The organism is Burkholderia singularis (assembly GCF_900176645.1).
In the GTDB taxonomy this organism is placed as follows: Bacteria; Pseudomonadota; Gammaproteobacteria; order Burkholderiales; family Burkholderiaceae; genus Burkholderia; species Burkholderia singularis.
In genome coordinates, this window is sequence record NZ_FXAN01000050.1 from 98,844 (window position 1) to 114,525 (window position 15,682).

Annotated in this window: 13 protein-coding genes and 1 pseudogene; 9 read left to right on the top strand and 5 right to left on the bottom strand. The window is 64.9% G+C overall.

Annotation, left to right across the window (positions count from 1 at the left end):
- The first annotated feature begins 245 nt into the window (after positions 1–245).
- The 4 genes from BSIN_RS10395 to BSIN_RS10415 all read left to right on the top strand — a co-directional run bounded on the left by BSIN_RS10395 (position 246) and on the right by BSIN_RS10415 (position 4,532).
- Positions 246–950: a fumarylacetoacetate hydrolase family protein gene (locus tag BSIN_RS10395; protein WP_089340423.1), complete on the top strand. Its 705-nt coding sequence runs from the start codon at positions 246–248 to the stop codon at positions 948–950.
- A gap of 164 nt (positions 951–1,114) precedes the next feature.
- Entirely contained in the window at positions 1,115–1,990 is an 876-nt protein-coding gene (locus tag BSIN_RS10400) for a CPBP family intramembrane glutamic endopeptidase (RefSeq protein WP_089340424.1), read from the top strand.
- A 129-nt stretch (positions 1,991–2,119) separates the two neighbouring features.
- A complete protein-coding gene (locus BSIN_RS10405; protein WP_143757404.1) occupies positions 2,120–2,995 on the top strand; it encodes a hypothetical protein in 876 nt (291 codons plus the stop codon).
- A 451-nt stretch (positions 2,996–3,446) separates the two neighbouring features.
- A complete protein-coding gene (locus BSIN_RS10415) occupies positions 3,447–4,532 on the top strand; it encodes a calcium:cation antiporter (protein ID WP_089340427.1) in 1,086 nt (361 codons plus the stop codon).
- 96 nt (positions 4,533–4,628) lie between these two features.
- Here BSIN_RS10415 and BSIN_RS10420 read toward each other — a convergent pair whose 3' ends face one another.
- Positions 4,629–5,606: a LysR family transcriptional regulator gene (locus BSIN_RS10420; protein ID WP_089340428.1), complete on the bottom strand. Its 978-nt coding sequence runs from the start codon at positions 5,604–5,606 to the stop codon at positions 4,629–4,631.
- Positions 5,607–6,079: 473 nt separating this feature from the next.
- On the bottom strand, positions 6,080–6,229 hold the full coding sequence (locus BSIN_RS26195; RefSeq protein ID WP_218192413.1) for a hypothetical protein: 150 nt from the start codon (positions 6,227–6,229) through the stop codon (positions 6,080–6,082).
- A gap of 873 nt (positions 6,230–7,102) precedes the next feature.
- On the opposite strand from BSIN_RS26195, the gene BSIN_RS10425 reads away from it, so the two are divergent.
- On the top strand, positions 7,103–7,447 hold the full coding sequence (locus tag BSIN_RS10425) for a hypothetical protein (RefSeq protein WP_059514357.1): 345 nt from the start codon (positions 7,103–7,105) through the stop codon (positions 7,445–7,447).
- 239 nt (positions 7,448–7,686) lie between these two features.
- Here the strand turns inward: BSIN_RS10425 and BSIN_RS26470 are convergent.
- Positions 7,687–7,803: pseudogene (locus BSIN_RS26470) on the bottom strand (GFA family protein); the annotation flags it as partial.
- A 222-nt stretch (positions 7,804–8,025) separates the two neighbouring features.
- Here BSIN_RS26470 and BSIN_RS10435 point away from each other — a divergent pair.
- From BSIN_RS10435 to BSIN_RS10450, 4 genes are all read left to right on the top strand, one after another.
- A complete protein-coding gene (locus BSIN_RS10435) occupies positions 8,026–9,327 on the top strand; it encodes a UDP-N-acetylglucosamine 1-carboxyvinyltransferase (protein WP_089340430.1) in 1,302 nt (433 codons plus the stop codon).
- 210 nt (positions 9,328–9,537) lie between these two features.
- Positions 9,538–9,879 (top strand): PadR family transcriptional regulator, encoded by a 342-nt coding sequence (locus BSIN_RS10440; protein ID WP_069235781.1) that lies wholly within the window; start codon positions 9,538–9,540, stop codon positions 9,877–9,879.
- Positions 9,876–11,000: a DUF1700 domain-containing protein gene (locus BSIN_RS10445; RefSeq protein WP_089340431.1), complete on the top strand. Its 1,125-nt coding sequence runs from the start codon at positions 9,876–9,878 to the stop codon at positions 10,998–11,000. Before BSIN_RS10440 ends, BSIN_RS10445 begins: the two co-directional genes overlap by 4 nt.
- Before the next feature lie 58 nt (positions 11,001–11,058).
- Positions 11,059–11,838 (top strand): hypothetical protein, encoded by a 780-nt coding sequence (locus tag BSIN_RS10450; RefSeq protein ID WP_143757405.1) that lies wholly within the window; start codon positions 11,059–11,061, stop codon positions 11,836–11,838.
- A 280-nt stretch (positions 11,839–12,118) separates the two neighbouring features.
- On the opposite strand, the gene mqo is transcribed toward BSIN_RS10450, so the two are convergent.
- Both mqo and BSIN_RS10470 read right to left on the bottom strand, forming a co-directional pair.
- A complete protein-coding gene (gene mqo, locus BSIN_RS10460) occupies positions 12,119–13,765 on the bottom strand; it encodes a malate dehydrogenase (quinone) (protein WP_089340434.1) in 1,647 nt (548 codons plus the stop codon).
- A 569-nt stretch (positions 13,766–14,334) separates the two neighbouring features.
- The gene (locus BSIN_RS10470) at positions 14,335–15,681 is read right to left on the bottom strand and encodes a cytochrome c (RefSeq protein ID WP_089340436.1); all 1,347 of its coding nucleotides are present in this window, start codon (positions 15,679–15,681) and stop codon (positions 14,335–14,337) included.
- Between the last annotated feature and the right edge of the window lies 1 nt (position 15,682).

The following is a 15,682-nucleotide window of genomic DNA, read 5'->3' on the forward strand; positions in this document are numbered from 1 at the left end:
GATATGTTCAGACATCCCGAGCACCTCGCCTGCGCCAACCCACCGCCCGTGCGATCCGCTCATCCAACACACATCGAAAAACGCAACACCGCACGCGTAGTTTTGTCCATGAAGACGATACATCCGTCGCATCCGCGCCCGCTTCGCGCTGCTACCGTCGACATGCGACACATCGCCTGCCTGCAGCACCAGCGGTAATGCGTCCTTTTATCGTCACTTTCATCGCCCCTTTGCGAAACCCCACCATGACCGAATACGTTTTCACGCCGCCTGCCACCCCTTGCGTCGAAATCGGCGGGACCGACGCCCGCTTTCCAGTGCGCCGCGTGTTCTGCGTCGGCCGCAACTACGCGGACCACGCCCGCGAGATGGGCGCCGATCCGTCCCGCGAGCCGCCGTTCTTTTTCGCGAAGCCAGCCGACGCGATCGTCGCGGCAAGCGGCACGGTTCCCTATCCGCCGCTCACGTCGGATTTGCATCATGAGATCGAGCTCGTAATCGCGATCGGCCGGGCCGGCCGCGCGATTGCAGCGGATACGGCGCTCGAGCATGTGTGGGGCTACGGCGCAGGCGTCGATCTGACGCGTCGCGACTTGCAGGCACAAGCCAAGAAGCTGGCGCGGCCGTGGGACTGGGCGAAGGGCTTCGACGCGTCGGGCCCCGTATCGGCGCTCTATCCCGCCGCGTCGATCGGCCATCCGCAGCGCGGCCGCATCTGGCTTGCCGTCAACGGCGACACGCGCCAGCAAGGCGATCTCGCCGAGATGATCTGGCCCGTCGCCGACATCGTCAGCTATGCGTCGCACGCCGTCGAACTTCGGCCGGGCGATTTGATCTTCAGCGGCACGCCGGCCGGCGTCGGCGCGCTGCAACCCGGCGACCGCGTGACGGGAGGCGTCGACGGCGTTGCGTCGTTCGAGTTCGTCATCGGGATAAAGCCCACGATCTAGAGCCGCGAGCGGGCCGCGCACCGAAGCGGCCCGCGGCCTTGCGCCAGCCGCGGGTCCGCGCGTGCACCGCATGGTGCCGGAACTGCTGCCGAATCCCATGCATGAGCCCGCGAAGCGCGAAGACGGTATGATGTGCGGCCTTTCATAAAACTTACGATCACTTGATGACTGGCAACCCCTTCTGGTTCGCGGCTGTGTGGGCCGCACTGTTTGCCGCCGCGTTCGCGGCCGTTTGGCTTGGGCCGAAGCTACGCTCGGCCAGCATCGGTCTCGGCGCACTGGCTTATGCAGGCGCGCTCGCAACCGGTATGCTGGCACCCGTCGCGCTCGCGCCCATCGCGTTACTCATGGCCGCTGCCTACGCGGTCGCCCCCGAGCGCAGTCTACCGGTGCGCTATGCAGGCCACGCACTGTTCGCCGTGCTCGCTGTCGCGCTGATGCTGCACTGGCTGCCCGGCTTCCATAATCCACGCGTCATCGATCCGGTCCGTTTCACGCCGGACGCCGTGCCGTTCTCGATGTATCTGAATCTCGACAAACCGCTCGTCGGCTTTTGGCTGCTGTGGGTGCTGCCGTGGCTGAGATCAGACGAACGCTGCGCACGCACATGGCGCGTCGGCATCGGCGCGGCGGTCGCGACGTCCGCGGCCTGCCTCGTGTTTGCGCTCGGCGTCGGCCTCGTCGGCTGGTCGCCGAAATGGCCGACATCGGGCTGGCTATGGTTCGCGAATAATCTGCTGCTCGTCTGCTTCGCCGAGGAAGCGCTGTTTCGCGGCTATCTGCAAGGCGGCCTGAGCCGGCTGTTGGCGAATCGCGTGCGCGGCGGCCACGTGTGGGCGCTCGCGATCGCCGCGCTGCTGTTCGGCGCGGCGCATGCCGCCGGCGGCTGGCAATGGATCGTGCTCTCCGCTGCGGCAGGCGTGGGCTACGGGCTCGCCTATCGCGCGAGTGGACTGCGGGCCGCGATACTTGCGCATATCGGCCTGAACGTCGTTCATTTCGGACTGTTCACCTATCCGATGCTCGCCGCGGCGGCTTGACGCCGCCTGCGGCCGAGCCGTGCCGGGCTTTCGCCGTCGTGCAGGCCATTTCGGCGCCATTGCCCGGCGCGCTGCTGATTTCCACTAGATTGGCCACTTTAGGTCATCGAATTCGACAGGTGGTAAATCATGGTCAACCCCAGCGTAAACGAACTGACGCCTTCGTTTTCATTCCATGCGGCCAATGCCGAGCCCCATGCTCATTCAAACCTGAAAAGCCGCAAGCCATCGACAGGCGTTGCGGCGCCTGCCCCCGCCTCTTCCGGGCTTCGTGACGGGCTACCGCCGCGCAGCGCCACGTCCGGCTGGTCCTCTCAACTGCGCCGCGCCGCGCCGATCATGCTCGATGCGTTGGCATCGACGACACACGCCATCAACGCAGTGAAAAATCATTCCACGGGCAGCGGCTTGCCCGCCGGCGTCAATCTGATCAGCTCCGACCTGCCTTGGGCCGCGGGCTCGGCCATCAACCTCGGCCAACGGCTGGCGCAAACGCCATCGCACGCGCCCCGGCGCACCACGGAAAAGCTCGCCAATTACAGCGCGCACGCATCGGACGGGTTGGCCACGCTGGCCGCCGCCGCGTCGGCCGCATCGACTCTGCGCCCGGATACGGCGAACGATACGTCCCGGCTCAGCGGCGGATTATGGGCACTCAGTGCGATTGCGAAAGGCATCCACGCGCTGTTCGATAAAAATCGAACCTGGCTCTCCCGAGGCTGCCAGCTGGTCAGCGCGGCATGCGACGGCTTCGCGGGACTCAACCTGATCGCCGCCCAAAGCGCATCGGGACGCGGAGATACTGCGGCTTCGGCCGATCATATGCTCAAGACCGCCGCCGGTTGGTCTGCCAGCACGTTCGCCGCCGCGATGGGCACGCGCTGCAAAACGGCCCCAGCGTTTATCCGTCTGCCGAAACGAGTGTGCGCCCCCTTTGACGCGACCATCCCATCGGTACCGACGGATGGATTCACGCAATTCCCGGCGCTCGCGCAATCACGCTGACACCAACCGGCTTGTGCGAGCCCGAGCTCACCAAACGATTCGATAAAGCCCCTCTCCCGCGCGACGGATACCGGGCATCTCGGCACAGCGCGCCGTCCATGCTCCCGCCAAGCGTCGAACGTCGCCGAACCGCAGGCGGCGGCGCATGAGATCGCTGCCCTGCGCGCGGCAACGTCGGCCGCCACAACGCCCGACCGGATCATGCCGATGCGCCGCGCGCATCGGATCGGACACGGCCGAAGCAGGCGTCATCCACGGCCGCGTCGCGGGCACGCCCCTGCCACTCGGCCCGGCGCGGCGTACCAGATCGGCCAGCGGAACGCGTCGACGGTGACCGCCCGACCCATGCGCGACGCGGCACGCCGATCGTTGCGCTCCGATATGGCGGTGCCGGCCCGCCTGCTAGAATGCCCCGCTTGCGCCCGCTTCCCGCTTCGATCGAGGACATCATATGCCGGCTTCATCGCCCACTCTCGCGCGCTGGACACTCGCCGCACCGCTTGCCGCCTGGCTCGTACTCGCGCTGTCGCGCGTCATGCCCGCCGAGGGTTTCGCCATTGCATTCGTGGCCGCAGCGCTCGCGGGCGCCGTGTTCGCCGCAGTCCATCACGCCGAAGTCGTCGCGCACCGGGTCGGCGAGCCGTTTGGCACGCTCGTGCTCGCGATCGCCGTGACGGTGATCGAGGTCGCGCTGATCGTATCGGTGATGCTGTCGGGCGGCCCGGAAAAATCCGGGCTCGCGCGCGATACGGTCTACGCCGCGGTGATGATCGTCAGCAACGGGATCGTCGGGCTGTGCCTGCTCGTCGGAGGCTGGAAGCACGGCGAGCAGGACTTCCAGGGGCGCGGCGCGGCCAAGGCGCTCGCGGTGCTGGCGTCGCTGTCGGTACTCTCGCTCGTGATGCCCAACTATCTGAGCGCCGCGCCCGGCCCGCATTTCTCGACGTCGCAGCTCGCGTTCGCGGGCGTGTCGTCGCTGGTGCTTTACGGAATGTTCGTGTTCGTTCAGACGGTCCGCCACCGCGACTATTTTCTGATCAGCGACAGCACCGACGAATCCGTTCACGCGGTGCCGCCATCCGGCCGCACCGCGCTCGTCAGCATCGTATTCCTGTTGTTGAGCCTCGTCGCGGTCGTACTGCTCGCGAAGCTGCTGTCGCCGGCGGTCGAGCGCACAGTGATGCGGCTCGGCGCGCCGGAAGCGGCAGTCGGCATCGTGATCGCCGCGCTCGTGCTGCTGCCGGAAGGGCTTGCCGCCGTCGGCGCCGCGCGCGCGAACCGGCTGCAAACCAGCATGAATCTTGCGCTCGGCTCGGCACTCGCGAGCATCGGGCTCACGATCCCGACCGTCGCCGCCGTGTTCATCTGGACGGGCGCGCCGCTCACGCTCGGCATTGGCGCGATGGAAACCGTGCTGCTGTCGCTCACGCTGCTCGTCAGCACACTCACGCTGAGCACCGGGCGCACGACCATGCTGCATGGCGTCGTGCACCTGTCGCTGTTTGCCGCGTATCTGTTCCTGTCGATCACGCACTGACGCAACCGCGCCGCGCATCGCACTACCCGCCGCCGCGCGGCGGCGGGCTCGCCCGGCTTGCAGCGCGCGACGCAACCGCTCACGCCGAAACGCGCGCTACACGATTTCGCGCTTGACCCGCGCGCCCCGCTTCGCCGCCGCGCTCATCCGGTCGAGTTCCGCCAGATCGTTTTCGAGCATCGGCGTGAGCGTCGTGCGCAGATGATCGAGGAACGTGCGGATTTTCGCGTCGAGATAGCGGCGCGTCGCGTATACCGCATAGACGCTCAGCGTATCGAGCCTATAGTTCGGCAGCACGCGCACGAGCCGCCCGTCGCGAAGATCATCGAGCGCGGTGTACAGTGAAATCGAGCCGATGCCGCGCCCCGCGCGCAGCACCGCGCGCATTGCATCCGGCACGTTCACCTGGAACGTCGCAGGCGGCAGATCGTAGGTCGTCACCTCGCCATCGTCGCCTTCGAGGCGCCACGTACCGCCCGGCGACGCAGGCGTATCGAGCCGCAGACAGGTGTGCCTGGCAAGCTCGTCGGGCGTCTTGGGCGCGCCGCGCCGCTCAAGATACTCGCGCGATGCGACGAGCACGCTGCAACTCGCCCCGCAAGTCTGCGCGACATAGCCCGAATCGGGCAGATGAGCGGCCGACACGATCGACACGTCGTACCCCTCCTCGATCAGATTCGGCACCCGCTGCGCGAGCGTCAGCTCGACCGACACGTCCGGATTGTCCTCCTGATAACGCACGGTCGACGCCACCACGTGGGTTTGTCCGAGCCCCGTCATCGCGTGAATCCGCAGCTTGCCGGTCGGTCGCAGCAGCGCGTTGCGCGCCTCCGCGTTCGCGTGATCGATCTCGGCGAGAATCGATTTCGTGCGTTCGAAATAACGCTGCCCGCTTTCGGTCAGCCCGAGATGGCGGGTCGTCCGGTGCAGCAAACGCGTTTGTACGTGCGCTTCGAGATTCGACACGGCGCGCGAAACCTGGGCCGTAGTCGCATCGATTTCGCGGGCGACGGCGGTGAAACTGCCTGCTTCGACGACGCGCACGAACAGGCGCATGTTTTCGAGCATGTCCATTGGATGGGTATGACGAGTAGCGGGGAAACGGTGGCCGGCGGCGACAATGGTTGGCGCATGCCGCTGAATGCGGCCCTGGGTCGATACGCTGACCGATAATCGGCCGAACGGATGCGCGGGCCATTGGGCAAGCTGAAGGCGGGCATCGCGGACGGCAATTATTTTAAATTCGTCAGAATCGGATGCGGCGCATTGTACGCCGATGCATCGGAGCGCGCGCTGCCGATCGCTTATCGAGCGCGTGATTCGTCAGCCTGACGGACATGACGACCAAGCGCCCGCCCTCGCCCCGCAATATGGCAGAGCGCTCCGTTGGCCCGCCGCCGGACTGGAATTATCCGAGGCTCGTCACGGCCTTCGAACGATTCGCAGTGAGCGCCCGAGCGGCGGCGGCCACGGCCGCCGTCAACCAAAAAGTCGCCGGCGCCCCATTCGGGCGCCGGCGACTCAACTGCCCCCCAGCGGCGAATGCGTTATCGAAACAGCGCGCCGAACAAGCGTTTGCAGGCGCCGAGCCAACCCCGCTTTTTCGGCTCGCGGATATCGGGGGAAAGCAGCGCATCGTAATACGCCCGCGATTCATTCAGGTGGGGCAAATCGGAAACGAGAAGTGCGAAATGCATGGTGTATGTCCTGGTTCATTGCGTTGAAGTGAAGTGCTCGTGCAACGAACCGGGACAAGCAGCGCAGTATCTCAGGCAGGCCGAGAAGGCGGCGTGCGAAACGGTTTGTCACACGAACCGACCATGAAAAGCGTCGGGGTGTCGGCATAAAGGGTAAGGGTCACTGTCGTCGGGCATTGATCCTCCTTCGTCGCATGCTCGCGCATGCATCAACCCCGCACCGTCGCAACATGCGCGGTGCGGCAAGGTCCGCGCAGCATCGGCATGACCGATGCCGCACAGGCCAATCAACACGAAGCGCGGAAGCATTGAAACGCGTAGCGCAATGCCACGACGCGCGCCGTTCGCCTACTAGCGGAACGGCGGCTGGAATGATGGAGCGGGAAACCGGCAGGCGTTCTGCATGTCAGGCGGGAAAACCTTGCGAATACGACTATCGCTGTTCAAAACGTAAGCCCGTGATCTGAACGTTTAGTCAGTGTAAGGAAGCCTGCATCGACCGTCAAACAAATAAGGCACCCTGAACAATCTATGACAATTCGGACGATCGATTTGAAAGTGCTTAACAGACATTGCGCCGTCACTTTGCGATGATGAACTCAAACAGCGACGGGGCCACCGTTAGCACGAACCCTACGCCAAGCGGCCATCAGAGCCGTGGCGTAGGCTGACGGTTTCGATCGCATCTTTCATTCCTTCTGCCCTCCCGATTCCTCTTCGTTTCCTTCGCTTCGCAGAGCCAAATTTCATCGTTTGGCAAGCGCCTTAACAACTTGTTTCCGAATCGACGGAACATTGGCGCGATTGCGCACTCCATTTCATCGCAGTACCCGTTAAGAACCGAATCGTGAATCACGACCAGAAGGAGATAACATGAAATACTTACCGCTGATCGCGTTGATTGCGGCAACTTCCGCCATTGCTGCGCCGGCCGCCGACGTTCAAAACGTCGGACAAAGCCAGAAGCCGGCCGAAGAAGTCGCAACCTGCATTGCGAAGACCTGGGCCGACAAGGCGCAGCAGCAGGTCGTCTCACAGTATGAACTCGCGAACGGTCTGGCAACGGACGTGTACGTTCCGGGTCAGCAACCGCCGAATGGCGCAGCCGCCGTTGTGCGCCCGGCATTCGCCAGCAACGCGAAGACCTGGGTTGGCTTTCGCAGCGGCAGCGGCTCGGCCGACGGCGCAGCCACAAGCGACATCAACAGCTGTCTGTAATGCTTGAGATGCCGGCTCACGCCGGCATCGACCACGCGCCGGCGCGGGCGTACCGCAACACGCGCCGGCGTGTCGACCGACGGGAAGCCGCGGATGGATTGCGCGCTTTCTCCCGCAGCGGCCTCTACGCCGCTCCCTCACATCCTTCCATTGCCGCCCCTGCTCGTACACGCGCTTGCGCCGCTCGACGCCCGGAAATCGCCCGGCCATGACGAGCGCGCCGGCCCCGCGCTCCCGCGCAGCGCGAACCACACGCCCGTCTCCTGCAGACGCCAGCGGCAATGGCAACCATGCACGATGAGCCGCGCGCAGGCCATTGGGCAGCGTACCGCGCGGCAAGTGCAGCCGCCTTCGTAAAAGAGGGCTTTTCGGCTGACATGTGCCGCCTCGCTTGAAAGGGCACGATCGGCGGCCGCGCGCGCCAATAATCGTCCCGCTTCGCGCGGCCCCGGTGACGCGCGCGATAGGCTTGCGATGCGAACGCGGCCTCGCCTTCGCCGTGCAACGAAAGCGCGAAAGTCCGGCGGAACGATGGCATGATAACGACCTTGCGCGTCATTACCCACCTGCACTCAGTTATGTCGAATCTGATCGTCCACGGCGGCGCCCCGCTTCGTGGGGAAATCACCCCGTCCGCCAACAAGAATGCCGTTTTGCCCATCCTATGCGCGACGCTCCTCACCGATCAGCCGCTCAGGCTGGTCGGCGTGCCGGACATCACCGACGTCCGCAAGATTCTCGAGATCTTCCGCACGCTGGGCAGCGACGTATCGATCGACTATGCAACGGGCGTACTCGATCTGCACCATCGCGAAACGCGGTTCGATCCAACCGTGCACCGGCTGCCCGAAGAGATGCGCTCGTCGATCATGCTGGTGCCGCCGCTCGTCGCGCGCTTCGGCGTCGCGCGGCTCGAAAACGACGTCAAGGGCTGCACGCTCGGCGTGCGCGAAATCGATCCGCACGTCGAAGTGTTCGAGCGCTTCGGCGCGCGCATCGAGCGCACCGCCGATTCGCTGATCGTGCGCGCCGACGGCCCGCTCACGCCGAATCATCACTGGCTCGACTACGCCTCCGTGACGACCACCGAGAACTTCGTGCTGTGCGCGGCATCGGCCTGCGGCGTGTCGACGCTCGTCAACGCCGCCTCTGAGCCGCACGTGCAGGAGTTCTGCCGGTTTCTCGCGATGCTCGGCGTGCCGATCGACGGCATCGGCACATCGCACCTCAGCGTGCAGGGCGGCCGCCCGCTCAGTGGCGGCGAGCACCGCTTCGCCGAGGATTTCCACGAAATCGCCACCTTCCTTGCGCTCGGCGCGATCACGGGCGGCGACATCGCGGTGCGCAACGGCTCCCCCGAGCAGTTTCCGCTAATCGACCGGACCTTCGCGAAGTTCGGCGTGCAAGTCAAACACGAGAACGGCTGGTCGCATGCGCTGCGCGACGGCCCGCTGAAGGTCAAGCAACCGTTTACCCGCAACATTCTGACGAAAGTCGAAGCGGCGCCGTGGCCGTACCTGCCCGTCGACCTGCTGCCGATCTTCGTCGCACTCGGCGTACAGGCGCAGGGCAGCGTGATGTTCTGGAACAAGATCTACGACGGCGCGATGGGCTGGACGGGGGAGCTGTCGAAATTCGGCGCGCATGTGTTCCAGTCCGATCCGCACCGCCTGATCACGTTCGGCGGACTGCCGCTCGGCCCGGCACGAGTCGAGAGCCCGTACATCATCCGCGTCGCGATCGCGCTGCTGATGGTCGCATCGAGTATCGACGGACGCTCGGAAATCCTCAACGCCCAGCCGATTCGCCGCGCGCACCCGCATTTTGTCGAGAACCTGCGCTCCGTCGGCGCAAACGTCGAATGGACCAGCAGCGAATGACGGCCGCCTGACGGCCGCCCAGGCGGGCCCCGCGCATGCGTCCGGCCCGCCCTTCGTCGCCTCGCATCGTATCGAAAAGGCTTGTATAAAACGGTACCTTGCATAGAACAATAGTGGCTGCTATAGTGCAACCACGTTTTCCAAGGTCTGTGCTGTCACGCAGTATCATGCTTTACACAATACCTTGCAACGCAGGTTAAACCGATCGGCATGAAGACCCAACTGAAGAAAGGCACGCTCGACATGTGCGTTCTCGCGGTGCTCGCACGCGGCGACAGCTATGCATATGAATTGGTATCGACGCTGTCGGCCACGATGGAAATTAGCGAAGGCACGATCTACCCGCTGATGCGGCGCTTGCAGGGCGAATCGTGGGTGTCAACCTACCTCGTCGAATCGAATTCGGGGCCGCCCCGAAAGTACTACTCGGTCACGGCCGAAGGACGGCGCGCGCTGCGTGAGATGGAAGACGAATGGCGCAGCTTCGTCGACGAAGTCAACGGCGTATTGGGCTTGCCCGGCCCGACAGCGGACGATAAGGAGCCAAGATGAAACAGGATGCGTTCATTCAGCAATTGCGGCACGAACTGCGCAGTCTGCCCAAAGAGGCGGTCGACGAGATCGTCGCCGATTATCGGGAATACATCGGCGATGCAATCGCGGCCGGGCGCAATGAAGAAGACGTGATCGCCGCGCTCGGCGATCCGGCCAGGCTCGCGCGCGAGCTGAAAGCACAGGCGAATTACCGGCGCTGGGAAAAACGCCGCTCGTTCGGCAACTTGATGCGAGTCGTCGGCTCGATCGCCGGGCTCGGCCTGCTGCATCTGGTGCTGCTCGTGCCGTTCATGCTCTACATGCTGGTGCTCACGGCCGGCTATATCGCTTCGGGCGCGCTCACGGTTACCGGGCTAGTCGCGCTCGCGCTGTTCGGCAGCCACGCGCTGCTCGGCAAGCCGGCCGAGACGGCACCGTTCAGCATTCATTTGTTCGACGGCAGTGCCGGCGATGCCAAGCATCGCGACGCCCGCCACGGCACGCTGACGCTCGACGACATCGACGCGCTGAAGGTAGTCGGCGATCGCTACCGGCTAATGCTCGACGACGGCACGCGCATCTCGATCGTGACATCCGCAGGCCCGATCGTCCTGCGCGTACAGGACGACAAGCCCGTGATCGACACGCCGAGCGAAGCCGCGCGCAAGCTGCTCACGCCCGATGGCGACACCGCGTTCACGATCGCGCGCCGCGACGTCATCTCACTCGAGCTTCACACCGACGACGGCGACCGCGTATCGCTTGCGCGCACCGGCCGCGACAATCCATCGACCATTTGGAGCATTGCCGGCGACGACGGCAAGACGGCGAGCTTCACCGAGGACGAGCACGGTAAAACCACCGGCGCGGCCGTTCATGACGGACCGGCATCGGTCGCGATCGAGAACGGACAGATTGCGATCGACACGGCGAACCAGCATGTGCACATCGTCGCGTCGGACATCAACGCGCTTTCCGGCTACTCGTCGCGCGCGTCGCTCGCGATGCTGCCGATCGGTATCGCCGGCCTGTTGTTCTGCATATGGCTTACCCGTATCACGTGGCGCGCGCTCGCCCGCTACGTCAGGCGGCAGATCGGCGCGATTTCCGCCAGCCTGGGGCGCGACGCATCGGCTTGAGCGGCCGGCGCGCCTAGCCTGAGCCTATCTTCGCTTCGCCTCAAGCAAGGAGACCAACATGAGCACCGAATATTTAAGACTCGTTCACCGGAACGCCCGCCCCTCGCCGCTTGCTGCGCTGTCGCATCCGGACGGTCGCATGGTCCGCATCGCCCGCATCGGCGGCTGGCTTGCGCACGGCTGGCAGGCCGCCTGCGCACAACCGCTGCTGTGGCTGAGCGTCATGCTGCTGTGCGCGGACATCGCAACGTTCGCGCAACTCGCCCCGCTGCTGAGCCCGCTCGCACTGTTGCTGGTGCCGTATGCGGTCGGCATCCTGATTGCCGCGCAGCATCGCGCGCAATCCGGGCGCACCGCCACGTTCAGCGAAATCAAGTCGATCGCGCTCGCGCGGCGCGACGCGCTGCTCGTCGTGGCATTCGCGATGCTTGCGTACTGGGCGATAGCCTATGTGTTCGCCATCGGCATGCGAGACATCTTGCAGTCGATTGCCGCGTCGAACGACGTGCGCGCATTCGCGCACGCACCGCACGGCATGACCGGGATTGCGCCCGGCGTGCCGGCGCTGATTATCGCGCTCGCCGCGAGTGGGTTCGCGCCCGCGCTCGTGGTATTGCACGATGCCTCGCCACTCGAAGCAATGGCGGCAAGCCTGAAGGCCGCCGCACTCAATTGGCGGATCGCGCTAGTCTGCGTGCTTGCATTCGTTTGCGCCGCCGCGCTGCTGCCGGCGATGAGCGCGATGTTGCGCGCGCTCGTTGCAACGCCGCTCGTCACGGCACTGCCGCTGCTGGCTATCTACGGCAGCTACCGCGACATATTCGTCGAACGTCGTTGATGCTGAACGGCCGCTGCCTCGCGGGCGGCGCGGCGCGAACATCACCCGGCAATCCGCGCGCGCCCGGCCGGATAGCGGGCGCATGCGCGCCGAACCGCCCCCCTGGATCGATGCATAGCTTCAGCGTCGTTGCGCGGCATGGCGTCAACGCGAATCATCCGCCGCCTGCAATCGGCCGGCATCACGGCCGGCCAAACTCGCCGGATCGCCGCTGTGCCGGGGTGAAGACGCTCCGCTCGCCAGCAGGCCGGAACTGAGCGCTTCGCGAGCGCCGTTGCGGTTACAGCGCCATATCCTGCGCCGCTTTCGCGGGGCGCGGCGCAACCGGCACGGCCGCGCGCGGCGAAGGCGCACTCAAGTCGATCTGCGGCGGCGGCACGAGTTGCAGCACCTCGCTCGTTTCGACCCACTCCCGGTAGACCTTGGCCGGATCGTCGTTGAGCTTCGTCCCGTAGCTGGGCACGATTTGACGAAGCTTGTCCTGCCATGCCGGCGTCGCGACTCTGTCCTTGAACACTTTTTGCAACAGGCTCAGCATGATCGGCGCGGCGGTCGACGCGCCCGGCGATGCTCCGAGCAAACCCGCGATGCTGCCGTCCTTGGCACTGACGATCTCGGTGCCGAGCTTCAGCACGCCGCCCTTGCCGCTATCGCGCTTGATGATCTGCACGCGCTGGCCAGCCTGCCACAAGCGCCAGTCTTCCTTCTTCGCATTCGGGAAATACTCCTTCAGCGCGTTGAAGCGGTCGTCATCGGATAACATCAACTGCCCCGCGAGATATTCGACGAGCGCGAACTCGTCGACGCCCACATGCATCATCGGCATTACGTTGTGCATATTGGCGCTCTTGAGCAGGTCGAAATATGAGCCCTGCTTCAGAAATTTCGTCGAGAATGTCGCGAACGGCCCGAACAGGATGATTTTCCTACCGTCGATGATCCGCGTGTCGAGATGCGGCACCGACATCGGCGGCGAGCCGACCGACGCCTTGCCATAAGCCTTCGCGAGATGCCGGCGCACGATATCGGGATTGTCCGTCACGAGAAACGAGCCGCCGACCGGGAACGCGCCATAATCCTTCGCCTCGGGAATGCCCGACGCCTGCAGCAGCCGCAGCGCGCCACCGCCCGCGCCAATGAATACGAACTTTGCATCGACGCTCCGCCCGTCGCCGCCCGTCTTCGTGTCTACGTAAGCCACATGCCACGTGCCGTCGACGTTGCGCTTGATCTCGCGCACCTCGCTCGACAGCGACAGCGCGAAATTCGGCTGGCTCTGCAAATAGGCGACGAACTGGCGCGTGATCTCGCCAAAGTTCACGTCGGTACCGATCGGAGTCCAGGTGGCCGCGATTTTCTGCTTCGGATCGCGACCCTCCATCATCAGCGGCACCCACTTCTTGATCTGTTCGTAGTCCTCGGAATACTGCATGCCACGGAACAGCGGGCTCGCCTGCAATGCTTCGTAGCGCTTCTTCAGATAGCGGACATTGTCGTCGCCCCAGACGAAGCTCATATGCGGCGTCGAGTTGATAAACGAGCGCGGGTTCTTCAGCACGCCGTTCTTCACCTGCCACGCCCAGAACTGGCGCGATACCTGGAACGCCTCGTTGATTTCGACCGCCTTCGAAATATCAATCGAGCCGTCCGGCTTTTCGGGCGTGTAGTTGAGTTCCGCCAGCGCGGAATGGCCGGTGCCGGCATTGTTCCAGCCGTTCGAACTCTCCTGCGCAACACCGTCGAGCCGCTCGACCATCATCATCGACCAATCGGGCTGCAGTTCATGCAACCACACGCCGAGCGTCGAACTCATGATCCCGCCGCCCACCAGCAGCACATCCATCTTCTTCGTCTCGGCCGCCTGCGCGGACAGCGCAGTCAACGAAACCACCAAACCCGTTACAACCCAGCGTATTGTTCTGAACATCTCGATAAACTTTTCTCTATGGCACACCACGCGCCGCCCGACGCACGTCTGCCGACAGACGCCGACATCCGCGCCCGCCTGCCCAACCCGGACGAAAGGGGCGAAGAATAGAGTCAAAAACTCAATAAATCAACGATAACCCCGTGAAAAACAGGCTTTGCGGTCCCGCGCAGTCGTTCGCCACTGCCGACGGTTTAACCGCTGATGGTTTCGCTCATGCGAAGCCCGGTGTCCATGCGGCGGCATCGGCATGGATACGGCCCGCACGACCTTGCGTTACCGCCGCTCGCGACGAGTCTGCCGGTCGGCAAAGGGCTCGCGGCCAATCGGCATTACCGTGCCGCCGGCGATCGCAACAATAGTCGGGCCAGTGCCGACGGATATGTCCGGACGGCACCGCCGGCCTATGCGGCACATTGCAGCAAACGGGGAATCATGGGCACGTTGACCGTTCGCACGGGCGGCGACGCTGACAGCGCAAGCGTGCCCCCTTGCCCAGATTCTTCCAGCCGCCGGGCCGGCGCCCGGCGGCTCGTCGCGCGGCTGGTTCAGCGCGCCGAATGCGAACGTTACCGCGCGGCGCGCAGCTTCGCGACATCCTGATCGGTCACCTGCTTCGCGCCCGGATTGCCGAACTGCTGGGTCACGTAGTTCGTGAGCGCGGCGATCTGCGCATCCGACAGTTCGTAGCCGAATGCAGGCATCCCGACATCCTCGCTGCCCGCCTTGCGCTGCACGCCGTGCAGAATCACCTGCACCAGATTCGTCGGATTCGACGCGCCCACCGCCGAATTGTGGAACAGCGGCGGATAGTAACCGTCCGGCGTGCCCTTGCCGCGCATCTGGTGGCATGTCGCGCAGTTACCCAGGTAAAGCCGCGCCGGATCGACACCCGCCGACGACAGCGCGACGCCGCGTAACTTCACGCCGTCGTTCGTCGGCTTGCCCCATGACGAGCGCGACTGCTTGCTGCCGTCGCTCACCGCCGGCACCGTGCGGATATACGTCGCGATCGCGCCGAGGTCCGCGTCCGTCATTCGCGAGAAGCTGTGCTCGATCGCCTCGGCCATCGGGCCCGCTGCCTGTGCCAGACCCGGCACGCTGCCCGTGCGCAGGTACTGGACGAGTTGCGGCTGCGTCCAATCGCCGATCCCCGCGTTCCGGTCCGACGTGATGTTGTAGCCCTCCCAGCCGGCCAGCACCGAGCCCGACAGGAAACTGCCGCCCGTCTCGTCCAGCGACTTCTCCTGCATGGTCACGCCGCGCGCCGTGTGGCACGTCCCGCAATGCGCGAGCCCCTGCACCAGGTACGCGCCGCGATTCCACTCGACACTCTGATTCGGCTTGGGCTGATACGGACCGTCCTTCAGGAACAGCGCGTTCCAGATCTTCAACGGCCAGCGCATATTGAGCGGCCACGGAATCTCGTTGCTCGGCGGCGCCTGCTTGACCGGCTCGACGCCGTGCATGAAATACGCATACAGCGCCTTCACGTCGTCGTCACTGACCTTCGCATACGACACGTAAGGCATTGCCGGATACAGATTGTCGCCGTTCTTGGACACGCCATGACGCACCGCGCGCTCGAAATCCTCGAGCGTCCACTTGCCGATGCCGTTGTCCGCGTCCGGCGTGATGTTGCTCGTATAGATCTTGCCAAGCATCGGCACCGGCATCGGCAGCCCGCCCGCAAACGGCTTGCCGCCCTTTGCAGTGTGACAAGCCATGCAGTCGCCCGCGACCGCCAGGTAGCGGCCCCGCTCGACGAGCGCCGCGTCGCCCGACGCGGCTGCCGCCGGCGCGACTGCGGCAGCGGCCGGCGCGGCTGCCGCCGGCGACGACGCGCCCGCTGCGCTCGACAACCCCGGCCATGCGAAGCAGCCAGCCAGCACGAAGGAAAGAGTATGTTTCAGCACG